This window comes from Streptomyces albireticuli (assembly GCF_021228125.1).
GTDB classification, from domain to species: domain Bacteria; phylum Actinomycetota; class Actinomycetes; order Streptomycetales; family Streptomycetaceae; genus Streptomyces; species Streptomyces albireticuli.
On sequence record NZ_JAJQQS010000003.1, the window covers coordinates 382,979 to 399,161 of the forward strand.

The window sequence follows — 16,183 nt, forward strand, 5'->3', positions numbered from 1 at the left end:
ATCACGCCGCCTTCCCCAGGACCGCCACGGCGTGGACCCCGCCGAAGCCGAACGAGTTCACCTGAGCGATCGTCAGCCCCGCGCCGTCCGCCCGGTCCCCGGTGCTGAACCGCAGCCCCTCGGCCTCCTCGATGGGCTCCCGCAGCCCCACCACGGGAGGCACCCGCCCGGTCCGCAGGCACTCGGTGGCGAGCACCGTGGACAGCAGCCCCGAACCGCCCGAGGTGTGGCCGGTCATCCCCTCGACGGCCGCGATCAGCGGGCCGCCGCCCCGGCCGAACACCTCGGCCAGCGCCCGTGCCTCGGCCCGGTCGTTGAGGAGCGCGCCCGTGCCCTGGGCGTGTACGAGGCCGACCTCGCCGGCCTTGATCCCGGCCCGCTCGTGTGCCTCCCGCTGGGCGGCGACGAGCCCGGCCGGGTCCGGCGCGGTGGCGTGGCCCGCGTCGCAGTGCAGGCCGACCGAGCGCAGCACCGCCCGCGCCGGGCCGTGGCCGGGCCGGCGCAGGACGACGGCGGCCGCGCCGTCGCCGAGCAACTGCCCGGCGCTGCGCCGGTCGAACGGGCGGACCTCGCGCGGTGCCCCGGGCTGCACCCGGTCGAGGAGCGCGTACATGCTCGCGGTGATCGTGTCGACGCCCGCCACCACCACGGTCTCCGCCCGGCCGGTGGCGAGCAGGTCGGCGGCGAGGGCCAGCGCGTACAGGGACGCCGAGCACGCGCCGGCGAACGTGTGGGTGTCGCAGGCCCCGAAGCGGTCCAGCAGGGCGCGGCCGAAGTGCGGGTCGGGCGGCCCGGAGCGGCCCGCCAGCCAGTTGCGTTCCGCCCCGCGCAGGTCGCGCAGGCCGGTGCCGACCAGGACCGGGACCTCGGAGAGGTCCTCCGGCAGCGCGGCGCCCGCGAGCGCCTCGGCGACGGCCCGGCACAGCCAGGCCGCGGGCCGCTGCGGGGGGTCGGTGATCTCGAAGGCGTGCCGGGTGCGCAGCGCCCCGGTGCCGAACGACCGCACCACGGCGGGCGCGCCGCGCCCGGCGCACAGGGCCGCGAACACCTCGGCGGTGCCGGCGCCGACGCTGTTCACCACCCCGGTACCGGCGATCGGCCAGCCCGCCGGGCCCGTCGCGGTCCCGCTCACGGGGTCCGCCAGGAGGCCGCGACCTGGTCGGCCAGGCCGCGCAGGGTGGGCGGGTCGTCGAACGAGGCGGACAGGGAGCGGCCGAGCGCGGTGCCGAGGGTGGCGACGAGGTCGATCAGGATGAGGGAGTCGGCGCCGAGCTCGAAGAGGTCGTCGTCCACACCGGGCGGGCGCCCGTCCTCAGGTTCGAGCAGCCGGGCGGCCTGCGCGCGGAGGAACTCCTGGAGGATCGCGCCGCGCCCGCCGGGGTCCGCCTCCTCGACGCGGCGGCGCAGTTCGTCCGGGCGCGCGGCGGGCCGTTCCCGCGCGGACGCCGGGTCGACCCAGTGGCGCCAGCGCTCGTACGGGTAGGTGGGCAGGGGCACCCGGCGCCGCCGGCCGGGTCCGTACCAGTGCTCCCAGCGGACGTCGGCGCCATGGGTCCAGGCGCGGGCCAGGACGTCGAGCAGGACCTCGGTCGCCGGACGGCCGCCGGACGGGTCGAACACGAGGGGGACCAGCCCGGCGTCCTTCAGCAGGGCCTCCGTCGCCTGCCGGTCGCCCTCCCCGTCGCCGGGCCGCGTCCAGGTGCCGGGATCGGCCGCCCGGTGCGGGGGCAGCCAGCCCTCTCCCAGGCTCACCGGGATCTCGGGCACGGCACACGGCACGGCGGGCGTCCTCGCGGCGACGCCGTCGGTGGCACGCCCGGTGGCGCCGTCGGTGGTGCTCCCGGCAGTACTTCCGGCCGCGCTTCCGGCGGGGCCTCCCGTGGAACGTCCGTTGGCACCCCCGGCGACACCGTCGACGGCGTCGCCGGGAATGCTCACAGCAGCGCTCCCGGCGGCGTCTGCCGTGGAACTTTCAGTGACACTCCTGGTGGCACCGCCGAGGGCGTCGTCGCCGGTGCTCCCGGCAGCACTCCCAGCGGCGCCTCCCGCAGAACTCCCGGCACCACCAGCAACGGCACCCCCGGTGCCACCCCCGGCGGCACCCCCGGCGGCAAGCGCCAGCGCACCGCCCGGCCCGAACACCCCGGCCAGGCACCCCGCGACCGTACGCCCGCTTCCCCTGCCGACGACCGCGCCCGGGCGCACGCCCCACTCCCGGCACACCCGGGCCAGCGCGTACGGCACCACGAGGGCCGCCGCGGCACGGTCCGCGAGGAGTTCCCCGGCGGGCGTCCGCAGTTCGGCCGCGCACGCGTCGACCGCCTCACGGAACGCCGCCAGCCCTTCGTAGAGTTCGGCGGCGCCGGGAACGTCCGTGACGTCCGGCAGGACGAACGCGAACCCCGCCGGGTCCGGGCCCGCCTGCCCGGTCCGTACCCGCTCGGGGTCCAGGACGGCCAGCGACATCGCGGCGTCCCCGGTGTCCGCGCAGACCACGGCCCGCCGGTGGGCGTGGTGGTGCCGGCCCGCGGCCAGGGTGTGCGCGACCGCGTCCAGGTCCGCACCGGGGCGGCGGCGCAGATGCCGGGCCAGGTCCCCGGTGGCGCGGGCGAGCGCCTCGGGCGTGCGCGCGGAGATCAGCAGCGGTTCGGCCGCCCGTGGCGCGGGCCCGGGGCGGGGGCCGGGCGGTTCCTCCAGGACCACATGGGCGTTGGTGCCGCCGACGCCGAAGGAGCTGACGCCCGCCCGCCGGGGCCCGTTCCCGTCCGGCCAGGGCGCGGTCCCGGTACCGACGCGGAAGGGGCCCGCGGCGAAGTCGATGTCCGGGTTGGGGGCACGGAAGTGGAGGCTGGGCACGAAGGTGCGGTGCCGCAGCATCAGCGCCGTCTTGATCAGCCCGGCCATGCCGGCGGCCACGTCGAGGTGGCCCACGTTGGTCTTGACCGACCCGAGCACGGTGCGTCCGGGGCCGGTGCGCCCGAACGCCCGGTTGAGGGCGGCGACTTCGACCGGGTCGCCCAGCGGGGTACCGGTGCCGTGCGCCTCGACGTAGCCGATCGTCCCCGGCGGGCAGTCGGCGACGCGCTGCGCCTCGCGGACCGTGGCGGCCTGCCGCTCCACGCTCGGCGCGGTGAACCCGGTCTTGGCGCGGCCGTCGTTGGTCACGGCCGTCCCCTTGATCACGGCGTGCACGGTGTCGCCGTCCGCCCTGGCGTCGGCCAGCGGCTTGAGGACGACGACGCCGACGCCGCTGCCCAGCACCGTGCCGCGCGCTTCGGCGTCGAACGCCCGGCAGTGCCCGTCCGGCGAGAAGATCATCCCTTCCTGGTGCAGATGCCCCTCGTCCTGCGGCATCCGCAGGTGCACCGCGCCCGCCAGGGCCGTCCCGCACTCGCCCGACAGCAGGCTCAGGCAGGCCAGGTGCACGGCGACCAACGAGGTGGAGCACGCGGTGCCCACGCTGACGCCCGGGCCGCGCAGGTCCAGCTTGTAGCAGACTCGAGTGGCCAAATAGTCCTTGTCGTTGGCGAGCATGAGGCGGTAGCGGCCGACCGAGGACCCGGTGGCGTACCGCCCGGCGAGGTTGCCCGGCAGATAGGTGTTCATGCCCGCGCCGGCGAACACGCCGATCTCGCCCGGGTGGGTGCCCGGGTCGTACCCGGCGTCCTCCAGAGCGGCCAGCGCGCACTCCAGGAAGTGCCGGTGCTGCGGGTCGAGGAGCTCCGCCTCGTCCTCCGGGATCCCGAAGTGGGCGGCGTCGAACAGCTCCACGCCCTCGATGCCCTGCGTCGCCCGGACGAAGCCGGGGCGCGCGAGCTCGGCCGGATCGGCCCCGGCGGCCAGCAGCTCGGCCTCGGTGGGGAAGCGCACCGCCTCCCGGCCCTCCCGCAGCAGGTCCCAGAACGCCTCCACGGAGGGCGCCCCCGGGAACCGGCAGGCCATACCGATGATCGCGACATCGCAGTCCGTCATGTCTCCGCCCCGTTGCTCCGCAAGGTGATGCCCAGGTCCGCCGCGGTCTCGCGCATGGCGAGGAAGCCGTGCGCCACGAAACGCGCCGCCTCCTCGGAGGCGTCCAGCCGTGTGAAGAGGTCGACGAGCTCGCGCTCCTGCTCCGCCGGGTCGCCACGGGCGCCCGCGATGTCGAGGACGACCCGTTTGAGCCGCTCCTCGATCGCGGGGAGATCGGCGGCGCGCGGGAAGGTGATGCTGAACGTGGACCGCCGGTGGTTCCCGTCGCGCCGCGCCGAGCGCCGGTGGCTGGCCGCGTTCAGCTTGTAGAACATGCAGTCCCAGTTGGCGAACGAGTAGTAGTTCAGCAGCGGGAAGAGCGTGCAGTGCGTCTCCATCGGCGACGAGGTGTACAGCCCCTTCGCCTTGAGCTCGGCCACCATGCGGTCGGGGTCGTACGCGTAGCGCGTGGCGATGAACGGGAAGACGATGCGCGGCAGTTCCGGCTCCTCGGCGAAGAGCACCTCCTCCAGCTCGCCCCGGAAGAGCTCCCCGGTCAGCCGCCGCCCGAAGGTCCGGTAGAAGCCGCGCACGACCTCGCGGGCGTCCGACTCCATGGTGAGGATCTGCTGCGGGTCGGCGCACAGCACGATGTAGGGGATGCGGTGCCGGAAGGCGTACAGGATCGCCCGGATGACGAAGAAGGAACGGCACGAGACGCACGGCAGCTTCTCGTCCAGGTACTTGCCGGGTTTCGCGGGCGTCCGGTTGAAGACCTCCCGCATCATCGCCTTGATGTTGTCGTCGTCGGAGTCGACGACGAAGGTGGCGGGGATCCGCTCCCGGGCGAGCCGGATGTTCTCCGCGGCGTGCGCGCTCTCGAAGGGCACGTCGAAGGTGTAGGCGAGCACGCGCTTGCCGTACTCGCCCGCGAACTTGTCCAGCATGTACGTGCTGTCCTTGCCGCCGCTGTACATGAACAGGCAGTCGTGGTCGCCGTCCGGGTTCGGCCCGCTGCGGGCGAACTCCTCGAAGACCCGGCTGGTGTACGCGAAGTTCTCCATCAGGTCACCGGCGAAGTCCAGCGTGCACAGGCTGCACACCCCGTCGTCGCCGAAAGTGACACCGGGGTGGTTCTCCTTGAGGGCGCAGACGGCGCACACGCGCATGTCCGTGGTCTCCCTTCCCCGCGCGGTTCGGCCGTCGCGGTGCGGTCGGTGTACGTGGTGGCCGGTCGGTCGGTCGTGCGACGGTCCTCGTGGCAGGTCGTCGGGGCCCGGACGGTCAGCCCCGGCGGCGCCTGCGCAGTTCGCCCAGCCCGGGCCGGCCCGCGCCGCGGCGTACGGGTCCGGGCGGTTCCGGACCGGCCGGTACGGGCCCGGGGGCGTCCGGCGGCGCCAGACGGCGCGCCAGTGAGCGGACGGTCGGGTACATGAACATCTCCACCCGGGTCAGCGGCCGCGGCGAGTGGTCCCGCAGCCGGGCCATGACCCGCATCAGCAGCAGGGAATCGCCCCCGACCTCGAAGAAGTTGTCCTCGACGCCGATCCCGTCCAGCCGCAGCACCTCCCGCCAGACCTCGGCGACCAGCCGTTCGGAGCGGTCGGGGGAACCGGCCGCCGGGTCCGGCCGGGGCGGGGCGGGCGCCGGCAGGGCGGCGCGGTCGGTCTTGCCGTTGTCGGTGAGCGGGATCCGCTCCAGCGTCACGAAGACCGACGGGATCATGTACCCGGGCAGCCCGGCCGCCAGACGGGCGCGCAGCTCGCCCGCCGTGGCCGGGACCCCGCGCGGGACGACGTAGGCCACCAGCCGGTCGTCGCGCACGGCGACGACCGCCCGGGACACGGCGGGGTGGGCGCGCAGCGCCGCCTCGACCTCACCGGTCTCCACCCGGTACCCGCGCACCTTGACCTGGCCGTCGGCCCGGCCCAGGAACTCCAGGTGACCGCCGGGGAGCTGCCGGACCAGATCGCCGGTGCGGTAGACGGTCCCCGGGTCGTCCGGGACGCGCACGAACCGCTCGGCCGTCAGCTCCGGCCGGTCCAGATAGCCCGCGGCCACGCCGTCGCCGCCGATGTACAGCTCTCCGGGCACCCCCGGCGGCAGGGACCGCCGCTCGCCGTCCAGCACGTGGAAACGGGTGTTGGCGATCGGCGGTCCGATCAGGGGCGGCCGGCCGGGCAGGACCTCCGCGGCCGCGGACCAGATCGTCGTCTCGGTGGGCCCGTAGAGGTTCCACAGCGGGCCGCCCAGGGCGAGCAGCTCCCGGGCGAGGTCCGGCGGCAGCGCCTCGCCGCCGCACAGCATCCGCAACGGGGCGGCCGGCCGGCCCCGCCAGCCGGCGTCGAGCAGCATGCGCCAGGTGGCGGGCGTGGCCTGCATGACCGTGGGCCCGGAGCGCTCCAGCAGGGCGCGCAGCGCGAAGCCGTCGGCCGTCGCGTCCGCCGGGGCGATCTCCACCTGCCCGCCGGTGGCCAGCGGTACGTAGAGCTCCAGGCCGGCGATGTCGAAGCAGAGCGTCGTGACCGCGAGCAGCCGGTCCCCGGTGGTGAAGCCCGGCGTCCGGGCCATCGCGCACACGAAGTTGGCCAGGGCCCGGTGGCCGATCCGCACGCCCTTGGGGCGGCCGGTCGACCCGGAGGTGAAGATGACGTACGCGTCGGTGTCCGGCCGTACCGCCGCGCCGTCCTCGGGCGCGTCGGCCCCGGCGTCGGCCCGCTCCCGGTCCAGGACGAGGACGCCGGCACCGGTCGCGGGGAGGGCGCCGGCCAGGCGTTCCTCGGTGACCAGCAGCGCCGGCGCGGCGTCGGCGACCATGGCGGCGACGCGGGTGGGCGGGTAGAGGGGGTCGAGCGGCACATAGGCGGCACCGGACTTCATGATGCCGAGGAGGACCACCACCAGGTCGGCGGAACGGTCCAGGTAGACGCCGACCCGGTGCCCCGGCCCGACGCCCCGGCCGCGCAGCCGGCCCGCGAACGCCGAGGAGAGGCGGTCCAGTTCGCCGTAGCCGAGCGTCCGCCCCGCGCACGTCACCGCCGGGGCGTCCGGGCGCAGCCGGGCCTGCCGGGTGACCATGCGGTGCACGGCGGTGCCGAGGGGGAGACCGGCGGCGGTGGCGTTCCAGGAGGCCGTCGCGCGCCGGGTCTCCTCGGTGCCGAGCGGCACCCGGGCCGGGTCCGCGCCGGGCGTCCGGTCGAGGGCGCGCAGGAAAGCCGCCGCGTAACCGGCGAGCGGCCCGGCCGGGCCCAGCCACCGGCAGGGGCCGCCCGGCCGGGCGGGGAGCCGGATCAGCAGGCCGGTGCCGGGCGGGGGCACGAGGGGCCCGTCCTCGGCGATCTCCAGGGTGACGGGCAGGTCCCGGGCGCCCGCGCGCAGCCTGGGGTGACGGACCCACAGGTCGTACGGGACCGGGCCGTGCCCCTCCGGCCCGTCCGGCCGTCCTCCCAGGGGCGGTACGCGCAGCGGGACCCAGTCGGCGTACAGCGCGTCCACCACCGGATGGCCGGTCCCGGGGAACGGCGGACGCAGACGTACGTCCGTCCCCGGCGTGACGCCGACGCGCACCAGGAAGGCGAGGAGGGCCGCCAGCAGCCGCCGGGGGTCCCGCAGGCCCTCGGGCACCGGCACCTCGGACTCGACGAGGGCGCCGTCCGCCCGGTGCGGCAGGTCCGCCGGGGCCGGGAAGGACAGCCGCCGCAGCAGGCGGGCCTCCGCCCGCAGACTCGCGGCCTCGGCCCGGCCCGCCGCCTCCAGCAGGGCCGCGTCCGGCACCGGGAGCACGTCCCCCGGGGACAGGGCGAGGGACACCGGCGCGCCGCTCGGGGCGGTGAGCCGGGTCAGCCGCAGGTCACGGCCGGCCGTGGCGACCACGACCGCGCCGGAGCCCTCCACGGCGAGCACGGTGCCGGGCGCGCTCCCCGAGCGCACCGGCAGCACCGCCGACCCGCCGACGAGGACCGGGGCTCCGCCGACGACCGCCTTGGCGGTGCCGAAGGCGTTGGCGTGCGGCCCGAAGTCCCGGGCGCGCACGGCCGCGTCCAGCTCCTCGGCGGGCCGGTCCCAGCACAGGAACCCGCCGCCCGGCGGCCGGTCGTGGCGGCCGTGGTACGTGCGCCGGGACAGGTCCTGGGGACGGCGCCGCACCTCACCGGAGGCCAGCGCGTCGGCCAGCCCGGCGAAGGCGTCGATCCCCGCCTCCATGCAGGCGACGTTGAGCGTCGCGCTGGTCTCCCCGGGTGCCACCGGCACCTCGCGGTGCGCCAGCACGTCACCGGCGTCCGCCTCCTCGGTCATCACGTGCCAGCTGACGCCGTGGACGGCCGCGCCCTCCAGGAGCGCCCAGGTGGTGGCGTGCATCCCGGCGTGCCGGGGCAGCGGCCCGTCGTGGAAGTTCACCGCCAGGCCGCGCGGCAGGTCCAGCACCCACCGGGGCAGCATGCGCAGGTTGGCGACGCTGAAGAGGTGGTCGAACGGCCCCGCGGAGAGCCGGTCCTCCAGATCCGGCCCGAAACCGAGGGCGGGCAGCCCCGCGCGCGAGGCCCAGTCGCGGACCCCGGGGTCGGCGGAGACCACCCCGAGCACCCGGTGCCCCCGCTCCAGGAGCAGCTCCGCGCAGGAGGCCACCATGGCGTTCCCGCCGACCAGGAAGCAGCTGAAACGTCCTTGTCCGTCGCGCGCCGTCATCCCAGCCCCAGCCCGGCCATGGCCCTGCGCAGCGCGGTCAGCCGCCCGGCGTGGCGGGCGTGGCTCGTCCCCGGCCGGGGGTCGAAGAAGTCCAGCCGGGCGCGGGCGACGATCTGGAGGTCTGTGTACTGCAACAGGCCCTCGGCGCCGTGCCGGTGGCCGACGCCGGAGTCCTTGCGGCCGCCCACGGGGGCGTCGTACGAGACGTAGGCGGTGCGGAAGCCCTCGTTGACGCTGACGGCGCCGACGCGGAGGCGGGCGGCGACCCTCGCCGCGTGCCGGGCGTCGCGGCTCCAGACGCTGCCGGTCAGCCCGTACGGCCCGGCGTCGGCGAGGGCGACCGCCTCGTCGTCGTCGTGGAACGGGCGGACCGAGACCACGGGACCGAAGGTCTCCTCGTCGTGCGCGGCCATGCCGGGGACGACACCGGCCAGCACGGTGGGTTCGTGGAACAGCGGTCCGACGTCGGGGCGCGGGCGCCCGCCGTACAGCACCCGGGCGCCCTTGGCCACGGCCTGGTCGATGTGCGCGGTGACGCGCTCCAGCTGGGCGCGCGTGGTGAGCGAGCCCATGCCGGCGTCGAAGCCGAAGCCGGGGGAGAGGCGCAGGGCGGCGGTGTGCGCGAGGAAGCGGTCCAGGAAACGGTCGTGCAGCGACGCGTGGACCAGGATCCGCTCGGCCGACATGCACAGCTGGCCGGCGCTGGTGAAGCAGGCCCGCACCGCACCGGCCGCGGCCCGCTCGACGTCGGCGTCGGCCAGCACCACCAGCGGGTTCTTGCCGCCGAGCTCCAGCATGCAGCCGATGAGCCGGCCGCCCGCCAGCCTGCCCAGCACCCGCCCGGAGGCGGTGGAGCCGGTGAACGCCAGGTGGTCGGCCCGCTCCAGCAGGGCCGGGCCGATGTCCTCGGGGTCGCCCACGACGATCTGCCAGACGTCACGCGGCAGGCCCGCCTCCCGGCACAGCTCCCGCGCCCACAGCGCGGTGCACGCGGCCTGCGTGTCCGCCTTGTGCACCACGGCGTTGCCCGCCAGCAGCGCGGGGACGACGTCGGTCATGACCAGGCTGAGGGGGTAGTTCCACGGGGTGACGACGGCCACCGCGCCCTTGGGGTGGCGCAGTTCGCGGACCGTGCTCACCAGCGGCAGGGCCCCGGCCCGGCGGCGCGGGGCGAGCAGGGCGGGGGCGCGCCGCGCGTGGTAGCGGCAGACCCCCGCCGCGTCGGCCACCTCCTCGAAGGCGTGGGCGCGGGCCTTGCCCGTCTCCCACTGGACGAGGTCGAGGGCCTCGCGCTGCCGGCCGAGCAGCAGGGCGTGCAGCCGGCCCAGGACCCGGGCCCGGTCGCGGGGCGTCCGCGCGGCCCAGGCGTGCCGCGCCGCGCGGGCGCGGTCGTACGCGCGGGAGACGTCGCCGGGCGTGGCGGAGGGCAGGCGGGCGATGACGTCGAGGGTGAACGGCGCCTGAGGGGCGAGTTCGGGGCCGCTGCCGGTCAGCGTCGCGGCCAGCCGCCCGGTGAGGGCGGACAGGGAGGGCGCGGGACTCGGGCCGCGCGTCACGGGTGTCATGGGTCGTCAGTCCTCGAGGGGGGTCGCGCCGCCGCCGGCGTAGAGCGAGTCGATGAGCTCCCGGTAGTGCTCCTCGATGCGCCGGCGGCGCATCTTCAGCGTGGGCGTCACCAGCCCCGCCTCCGGCGTCCAGGTGTGGTCGAGGACGGCGAACCGCCGGATCCGCTCCGGCCGGGACAGCCGCCGGTTCCCGCGAGTGACCGCCTCCCGGACGCGCGCGTCGGCCTCGGGGCCGGGGGCGCCGTGGAGGGTGACGAGCGCGACGTTGTACGGGCGGCCGTCGCCGATCGCGCAGACCTGGTCGATCAGCGGCTCGCCGCCGGCCACGCACTCCTCGATCCGGACGGGCGCCATGTTCTTGCCGTACGCGCTGACGATCAGTTCCTTCTTGCGGCCGGTGACGCGCAGCGAGCCGTCGGCGCCGATCTCGCCGAGGTCCCCGGTGCGCAGCCAGCCCCCCTCGCCGAGCACGGCGGCGGTCTCCCGGGGCCGGCCGCGGTAGCCGCGCATGGTCAGGGGCCCGCGGACGAGGATCTCCCCGTCGGGCCCGGTGCGCAGCTCCACGCCGGGCAGCGGCGGCCCGATCCAGCCCGGCCGGTACCGGCCCGGTTCGGTCACGCACGCGGCGGCGCACAGCTCGGTCATGCCCCAGATCTCGCCCGCCGGGAGCCCGAGCGCGTGCAGGAAGCGCATCGTCCGCATGTGCACGGGCGCGGCCCCGACATGGACGAACCGGACGGCGTCCAGGCCGAGCAGGGCGCGGACCGGGGCGAGCCGGGTGCCGTCCAGCCGGTCGTACTCGGCGCGGATCCGCTCCAGGCCGGCGGCTCCGTCCGGGGTCCCGGCGGGCTCCCCGTCCGGCCCGCCGTGGCCGTCGGCCAGGATGCCGCCCAGGTCCAGGGCCCGCAGGGCGCCCCGGCGGAAGTCCTCGGGGGCGCGGCCGAGTTCGTCGAGCAGCCGGGTGCGCAGCTTCTCCCAGACCCGGGGCACCGAGAACAGCCAGTGCGGGCGGACGTCCGGCAGGACGTCGAAGAGCCGTTCCGGTTCCGGGCAGCAGGTGACGTCGGCGCCCAGGGCCATGGGCAGGTAGTGGGAGCAGCAGCGCTCGGCGATGTGGGCCATCGGCAGGTACGACACCAGCCGGCAGCCGGGATCCAGCGGCACCCGTTCCAGGAAGGCCCGCCCGGTGGCGCGGACCGCCGCGTGCGTGAGCTCCACGCCCTTGGGGCGACCGGTGGTGCCCGAGGTGTAGACGAGGGTGAGGACGTCGTCCGGGCGCGGGGCGCGCGGCGCCGGGGCACCCTCCGGGACCGGGGTGTCCAGGAGCTCCGCGAACGGACGCACCCCGGGGTCCGGGCCCGTCGCGCCGTCGACGACGACCAGGGCGACTAGCCCCGGGCAGCCGTGCAGCAGGGCGGTCGCCCGCTCCCGGCCCGCCTCGTCGCACACCAGCACGCTCATCCGCGAGTCGTCCACCAGGAAGCGCAGTTCCTCGTCGGCGGTGGTGGGGTACAGCGAGCAGGTCGTCACCCCGAGCGTCATGGCGGCCGCGTCGGCGACGTGGAACTCCGGGCGGTTGCCGAGCAGCAGGCCCAGGGTGTCCCCGGGGCGCAGGCCCAGCCGGGCCAGCCCGGCCGCGCAGCGCCGTGCCGCGGCCCGGTAGCGCGCCCAGGTGTACGGCTCCCGGCCGGGCGCGCGCAGGGCGGGGCGGTCGGCGAAGGCCCGGGCGGTCAGGTCGAAGGCGTGGTCGGCGGTGGGGGCGTCGAGCGCGCGCTGGAGATGGCCGGCGGGGGCGCCGGTGGCGGTGGCGTACGTCATCTCACCCATCAGGTCCGGTCGGATCGGTGCGGGAACGGTCGGTCGGCGGGGTGTGCGCGGCGGTACGGGCGGAGCGGGGGGACTCGGGCAGGTGGCGGTACTCCAGGGCGCCCAGCGCGAGCCGGACCCGGGGGGCGGCGACGCCGAGCAGCTCCCCCACGGTGCCGAGCCGGGTGGAGACCCGGGGGCGCCCGGTGACCAGCGCGGTGGCGATCATGCGTGCGGCCTGCCGGGGGTCGAGGGCGGGCAGCCGGGCGAAGGCCGTGGTGGGGGCGCTCATCCGGGTGCGCACCAGGGGCAGGTGGACGGTGCTGACCGCGACGCCCTCGCGTCTGAGCTCCGGTGCCAGGGACTGGCCGAAGGCTTCGAGGGCCGCCTTGGAGGGGTTGTAGGCAGTGAAGCGGGACATGCCCAACTGGAGCCCGATGGTGGTGACGTTGACGATGTGGCCGTGGCCGCGCTCCCGCATGCCGGGGAGCAGGCCCAGGGTGAGGTCCACCGCCCCGAAGTAGTTGACCGCCATGGTCCTGCGGTAGTCGTGCGGCCGGTCCGTGGCGTGCGCGGTGCCCCGGCGGATGGACCGTCCCGCGTTGTTGACCAGGATGTCGACTCCGCCGAGGTCGGCGGTCAGCTTCTTCGTGAACGCCGTCACGTCCTCGTGGACGGTCAGGTCCAGCGGGGCGACGCGCACCGCCGCGGCGGTGTCCGGCACCTGCCGCGCGGTCTCCCGCAGTGCCTCCGGGTCCCGGCCCAGCAGGATCAGGTGGGCACCGGCCCCGCCGAGCAGGACGGCGAGCTGCCGTCCGATGGCGCCGGAGGCGCCGGTGACGAGGGTGCGGCGGCCGGCTACGCGGTGGGCGAGGCGGGTTCGGGTGAGGGTGGGCATGGCGGGTCCTTCGGGGTCGGTCCTGTGCGGCGGGTGGTTGCCGGGGGCGGGGTTTTCCCCTACCCGCCCCTTCCCGGAACCGGGTAGGTCCCCGGGCCCCCGTCCCGCGCTGACGCGCGGTGGCCTCAAACGCCGGCCGGGCTGGATTCCGCCCGGTTCCGGGCGACAACCCAGCCCGTCCGGAGGCACCTCCTGGGGGCACTCCAGCGGTAGCTGGGGGAGATGGCCGGGGGAGTTCGAGGAGCGGGGTCCGGGCGGAGCCCCGGATCGGGAAGGGGCGGGGCCGGGGAAATGCCCGTGGTCGCGCGTCACTGCCCCGGTTTCGCCACCGACACCCCCTGCAGGTGCGACGTCCGCAGGATCGGATAGTTCAGCTCACCGAACGGTCCCCCGGTCCGCCCCGTCCCCCCGTGCGTCCCGAGGTACGGCGCGAACCCGATGTGGGATTCGTTGACCTTCAGCAGGCCCGCGTTGGTCACCCGGCGGACGAAGGCGTTGACGACCTTGTCGTCGCCGGACCACAGGGAATTGCGCAGCCCGTATTCGTTGGTGTTGACGAACGCGATGACGTCGTCCAGCAGTTCGCCGGACCCGTCCCGTTCGTCGGGGACGACGACGGCCAGCAGCGGGAAGAACGTCTCCTCGCGCACGGCCCGGACGCCCCGCGCGCCGCGCAGCCCGTCGACGCGTACGACGGTGGGTTCGAGGAAGGCGCCGGTGAGCGACGGGTCGCCCGAGACGTCGACGCGCCGCCCGCCGCACAGCACCTGGCCGCCGTGCCGCCGGGCGTCGTCGAGGACCTCGTGGTAGCGGTCCATCTTCAGCACCGGGCTCAGCAGCACGTCCGGGTCGCCGGGGTAGCCGGGGCGCAGGGAGCGGCAGCGGGCCACGAGGCGTTCCAGGAGGGCGTCGGCGACGCCCGGGTGGACCACGGCGCACTTGGGCACCATGCAGATCTGCCCGGAGCCGTAGAAGCACTCGACCAGCGCTTCCGCGGCGCCGTCGAGGTCGGCGTCGTTCCACACCACCAGGGTGTCGTTGCCGGCCAGTTCCAGTACCGGCTTCTTGCCGTGCGCCACGCAGTCGTTGCCGAACTCCAGGCCGACGTCGCTGTCGCCGAAGAACATGATGTCGTCGACGTACGGGCTGGTCAGCCACTGCCGCAGCATGGGGCGGGTGGGGCCGGAGACGAGGTTGACCGTGCCGGGGGGCGCCCCGAGCTCGTCGAGGACGGGGACGACGAGCTCGCGGTAGAGGAACGCGACGCCCAGCGGCGCGGTGCGGGGCGCCTTGACCACCAGGGTGTTGCCCGCGCAGAGCGCGGACACGCCCAGGAAGGAGTTGGAGGCGGCCGCGTTCTGCGGGGGGTTGAGGCAGACCACCCCGTCGGGCTTGCGCATCAGGGTGAGGGTGCGGTGGGGGTCGTCGAAGCGCTGTTCCATCTGGCTTTGGCAGAAGGAGATGTTCTCCGAGCTGGTGCCCGTGAGCAGGCCCTGGATCTCCCACTCGGCCAGCCGGCGCGGGTGGCCCTCGGAGACGAGGACCGACACCAGCTCGTCGTGGCGTTCCCCGAGGACCGCGTGCAGCCGGGTGCCGACCCGCGCCCGGGTGTCCAGGTCGAAGGCGGCCCACTCCGCCTGGGCCCGGTGGGCGGCGAGCAGGGCGTCCGCCACGTCGTCCGGGGCGCTGAGGCCGACGCGCCCGACGATCCCGGCGGTGTCCTCCCGCGGGAGCTCGCCGCCCGCCCGCTCCAGGCGCCGCTTACGGGTGAAGGCGCCCCTGGGGTCGGTGAGGAAGGCACCGGCGTCCAGGCAGTACGTCCAGCCCGGGCCGGGCCGGTCCCGGCCCGCGATGTACTGCGCGAAGGAGTACACGGCCGCCGTCACCGCCCGCCCAGGCCGGCGAGGGCGGGGTCGCCCGCGGCGAGGCCGCACTCGTAGGGCTCGGCGTCCGCCATCTCCCCGGCGTTGAACGAGCCGTAGGCGCCCAGGTCGAGCAGGCCGTGGCCGCTGTAGCAGAAGACGATCACGGCGCGGCGGCGGGTGCGGCGGCACTCCTCGGCGAGCTCCATGGTGGCCCGGATGGCATGCGCGGTCTCGGGCGCGGGCAGCAGGCCGTGCAGGCGGGCGAAGAGCGAGCCGGCCTCGAAGACCTCCTTCTGTGCGTAGGCCCGGGAGTCCAGGATCCCTTCGTGGCGGGCGAGGCCGACGAGCGGTGCGGCGCCGTGGTAGCGCAGTCCGCCGGAGTGGATGGGCGGCGGGACGAATTCGTGGCCGAGGGTGTAGGTGCGGGCCATCGGGCCCAGGCCGCTGCCGTCGGCGAAGTCGTAGCGGTACTCGCCGGAGGTCAGGGTGGGGCAGGCGGCCGGTTCGGCGGCGAGGATGCCGATGTCCGCGCCGGCCAGCTTGTCGCCGACGAAGGGGAAGGCGAACCCTCCCATGTTGCTGCCGCAGCCGACGGAGGCGACCAGGAAGTCCGGTTGCTTGCCCAGGTCCTCCAGCTGCTCGCGGGTCTCCAGGCCGACGACGGTCTGGTGGAGCAGGACGTGGTTGGCGAAGGCGCCCATGGAGAAGCGGTCGCCCGGGTTCAGCCGCACGGTCTCCAGGGCCTCGGTCACCGCGGTGGCCTCGGAGCCCGGGTGGCCGGGGGTCTTCTCCAGCAGGGAGCGGCCGTACGCGGTGTGCGGGCCGGGGCTGGGCAGGACCCGCTGGCCGAAGGTCTCCATGAAGTCGCGCCGGTAGGGCTTGCCCTCGAAGCTGGCCCGGACCATGTAGACGAGGGCCTTCACGCCGAAGAGGCTGCACGCCATGGACAGGGCGCTGCCCCACTGGCCGGCGCCGGTGTCCGTGACGAGCCGGTCGATGCCCTCCAGCTTGGCGTAGTAGGCCTGGGCCAGCGCGGAGTTGAGCTTGTGCGAGCCCGAAGGGCTGGCGCCCTCGTACTTGAAGTAGATCTCCGCGGGGGTGTCCAGGTGACGTTCGAGGGCGTGCGCCCGGAACAGCGGTGTCGGCCGCCACAGGCCGTACGCGGCGCGGACCTCCTCGGGGATGCCGATCCACCGCTCGGGGGACAGCTCCTGGGCGATCAGGGCCTTGGGGAGCAGCCGCTCCATGAAGTCCTGGCCGACCGGCTCCCGGGTGGCCGGGTCGAGGTAGTCGTCCGGTGCGCGGGGCAGATCGGGAAGCACGTTGTACCAGCGCTTCGGGATCTTCGAAAGCGGAAGATCGTGACGCTCCAGGGAGTTCACGGGGCTTTTCTTCCTTTCGTTATCTCGCGT

9 protein-coding genes are annotated in these 16,183 nt (G+C 75.6%); all 9 read right to left on the minus strand.

The features are described 5' to 3' along the window. Position 1: 1 nt before the first annotated feature. Positions 2 to 1,132 carry a beta-ketoacyl synthase N-terminal-like domain-containing protein gene (locus LUZ64_RS06445; protein WP_095585334.1) on the minus strand — a complete coding sequence of 377 codons (1,131 nt, stop codon included), beginning with the start codon at positions 1,130 to 1,132 and terminating at the stop codon, positions 2 to 4. Next, complete coding sequence (locus LUZ64_RS37075) at positions 1,129 to 3,972, minus strand: type I polyketide synthase (protein WP_095585333.1); 2,844 nt, start codon at positions 3,970 to 3,972, stop codon at positions 1,129 to 1,131. The genes LUZ64_RS06445 and LUZ64_RS37075 overlap by 4 nt, the downstream gene beginning before the upstream one ends. Beyond that, entirely contained in the window at positions 3,969 to 5,120 is a 1,152-nt protein-coding gene (locus LUZ64_RS06465; RefSeq protein WP_095585332.1) for an adenine nucleotide alpha hydrolase family protein, read from the minus strand. Before LUZ64_RS06465 ends, LUZ64_RS37075 begins: the two co-directional genes overlap by 4 nt. A gap of 115 nt (positions 5,121 to 5,235) precedes the next feature. After that, positions 5,236 to 8,637: an amino acid adenylation domain-containing protein gene (locus LUZ64_RS06470; RefSeq protein WP_095585331.1), complete on the minus strand. Its 3,402-nt coding sequence runs from the start codon at positions 8,635 to 8,637 to the stop codon at positions 5,236 to 5,238. Then, on the minus strand, positions 8,634 to 10,202 hold the full coding sequence (locus LUZ64_RS06475; RefSeq protein ID WP_095585330.1) for a succinic semialdehyde dehydrogenase: 1,569 nt from the start codon (positions 10,200 to 10,202) through the stop codon (positions 8,634 to 8,636). Before LUZ64_RS06475 ends, LUZ64_RS06470 begins: the two co-directional genes overlap by 4 nt. A gap of 6 nt (positions 10,203 to 10,208) precedes the next feature. Continuing rightward, a complete protein-coding gene (locus tag LUZ64_RS06480; protein ID WP_170116974.1) occupies positions 10,209 to 12,020 on the minus strand; it encodes an AMP-dependent synthetase/ligase in 1,812 nt (603 codons plus the stop codon). Position 12,021: 1 nt separating this feature from the next. Further along, positions 12,022 to 12,906, minus strand: coding sequence for an SDR family NAD(P)-dependent oxidoreductase (locus tag LUZ64_RS06485; RefSeq protein WP_095585328.1), 885 nt, complete (start codon positions 12,904 to 12,906; stop codon positions 12,022 to 12,024). Positions 12,907 to 13,214: 308 nt separating this feature from the next. Next, on the minus strand, positions 13,215 to 14,792 hold the full coding sequence (locus LUZ64_RS06490) for an aldehyde dehydrogenase family protein (protein ID WP_232389762.1): 1,578 nt from the start codon (positions 14,790 to 14,792) through the stop codon (positions 13,215 to 13,217). Beyond that, on the minus strand, positions 14,789 to 16,153 hold the full coding sequence (locus LUZ64_RS06495; RefSeq protein ID WP_095585327.1) for a TrpB-like pyridoxal phosphate-dependent enzyme: 1,365 nt from the start codon (positions 16,151 to 16,153) through the stop codon (positions 14,789 to 14,791). The genes LUZ64_RS06490 and LUZ64_RS06495 overlap by 4 nt, the downstream gene beginning before the upstream one ends. Positions 16,154 to 16,183: the final 30 nt, after the last annotated feature.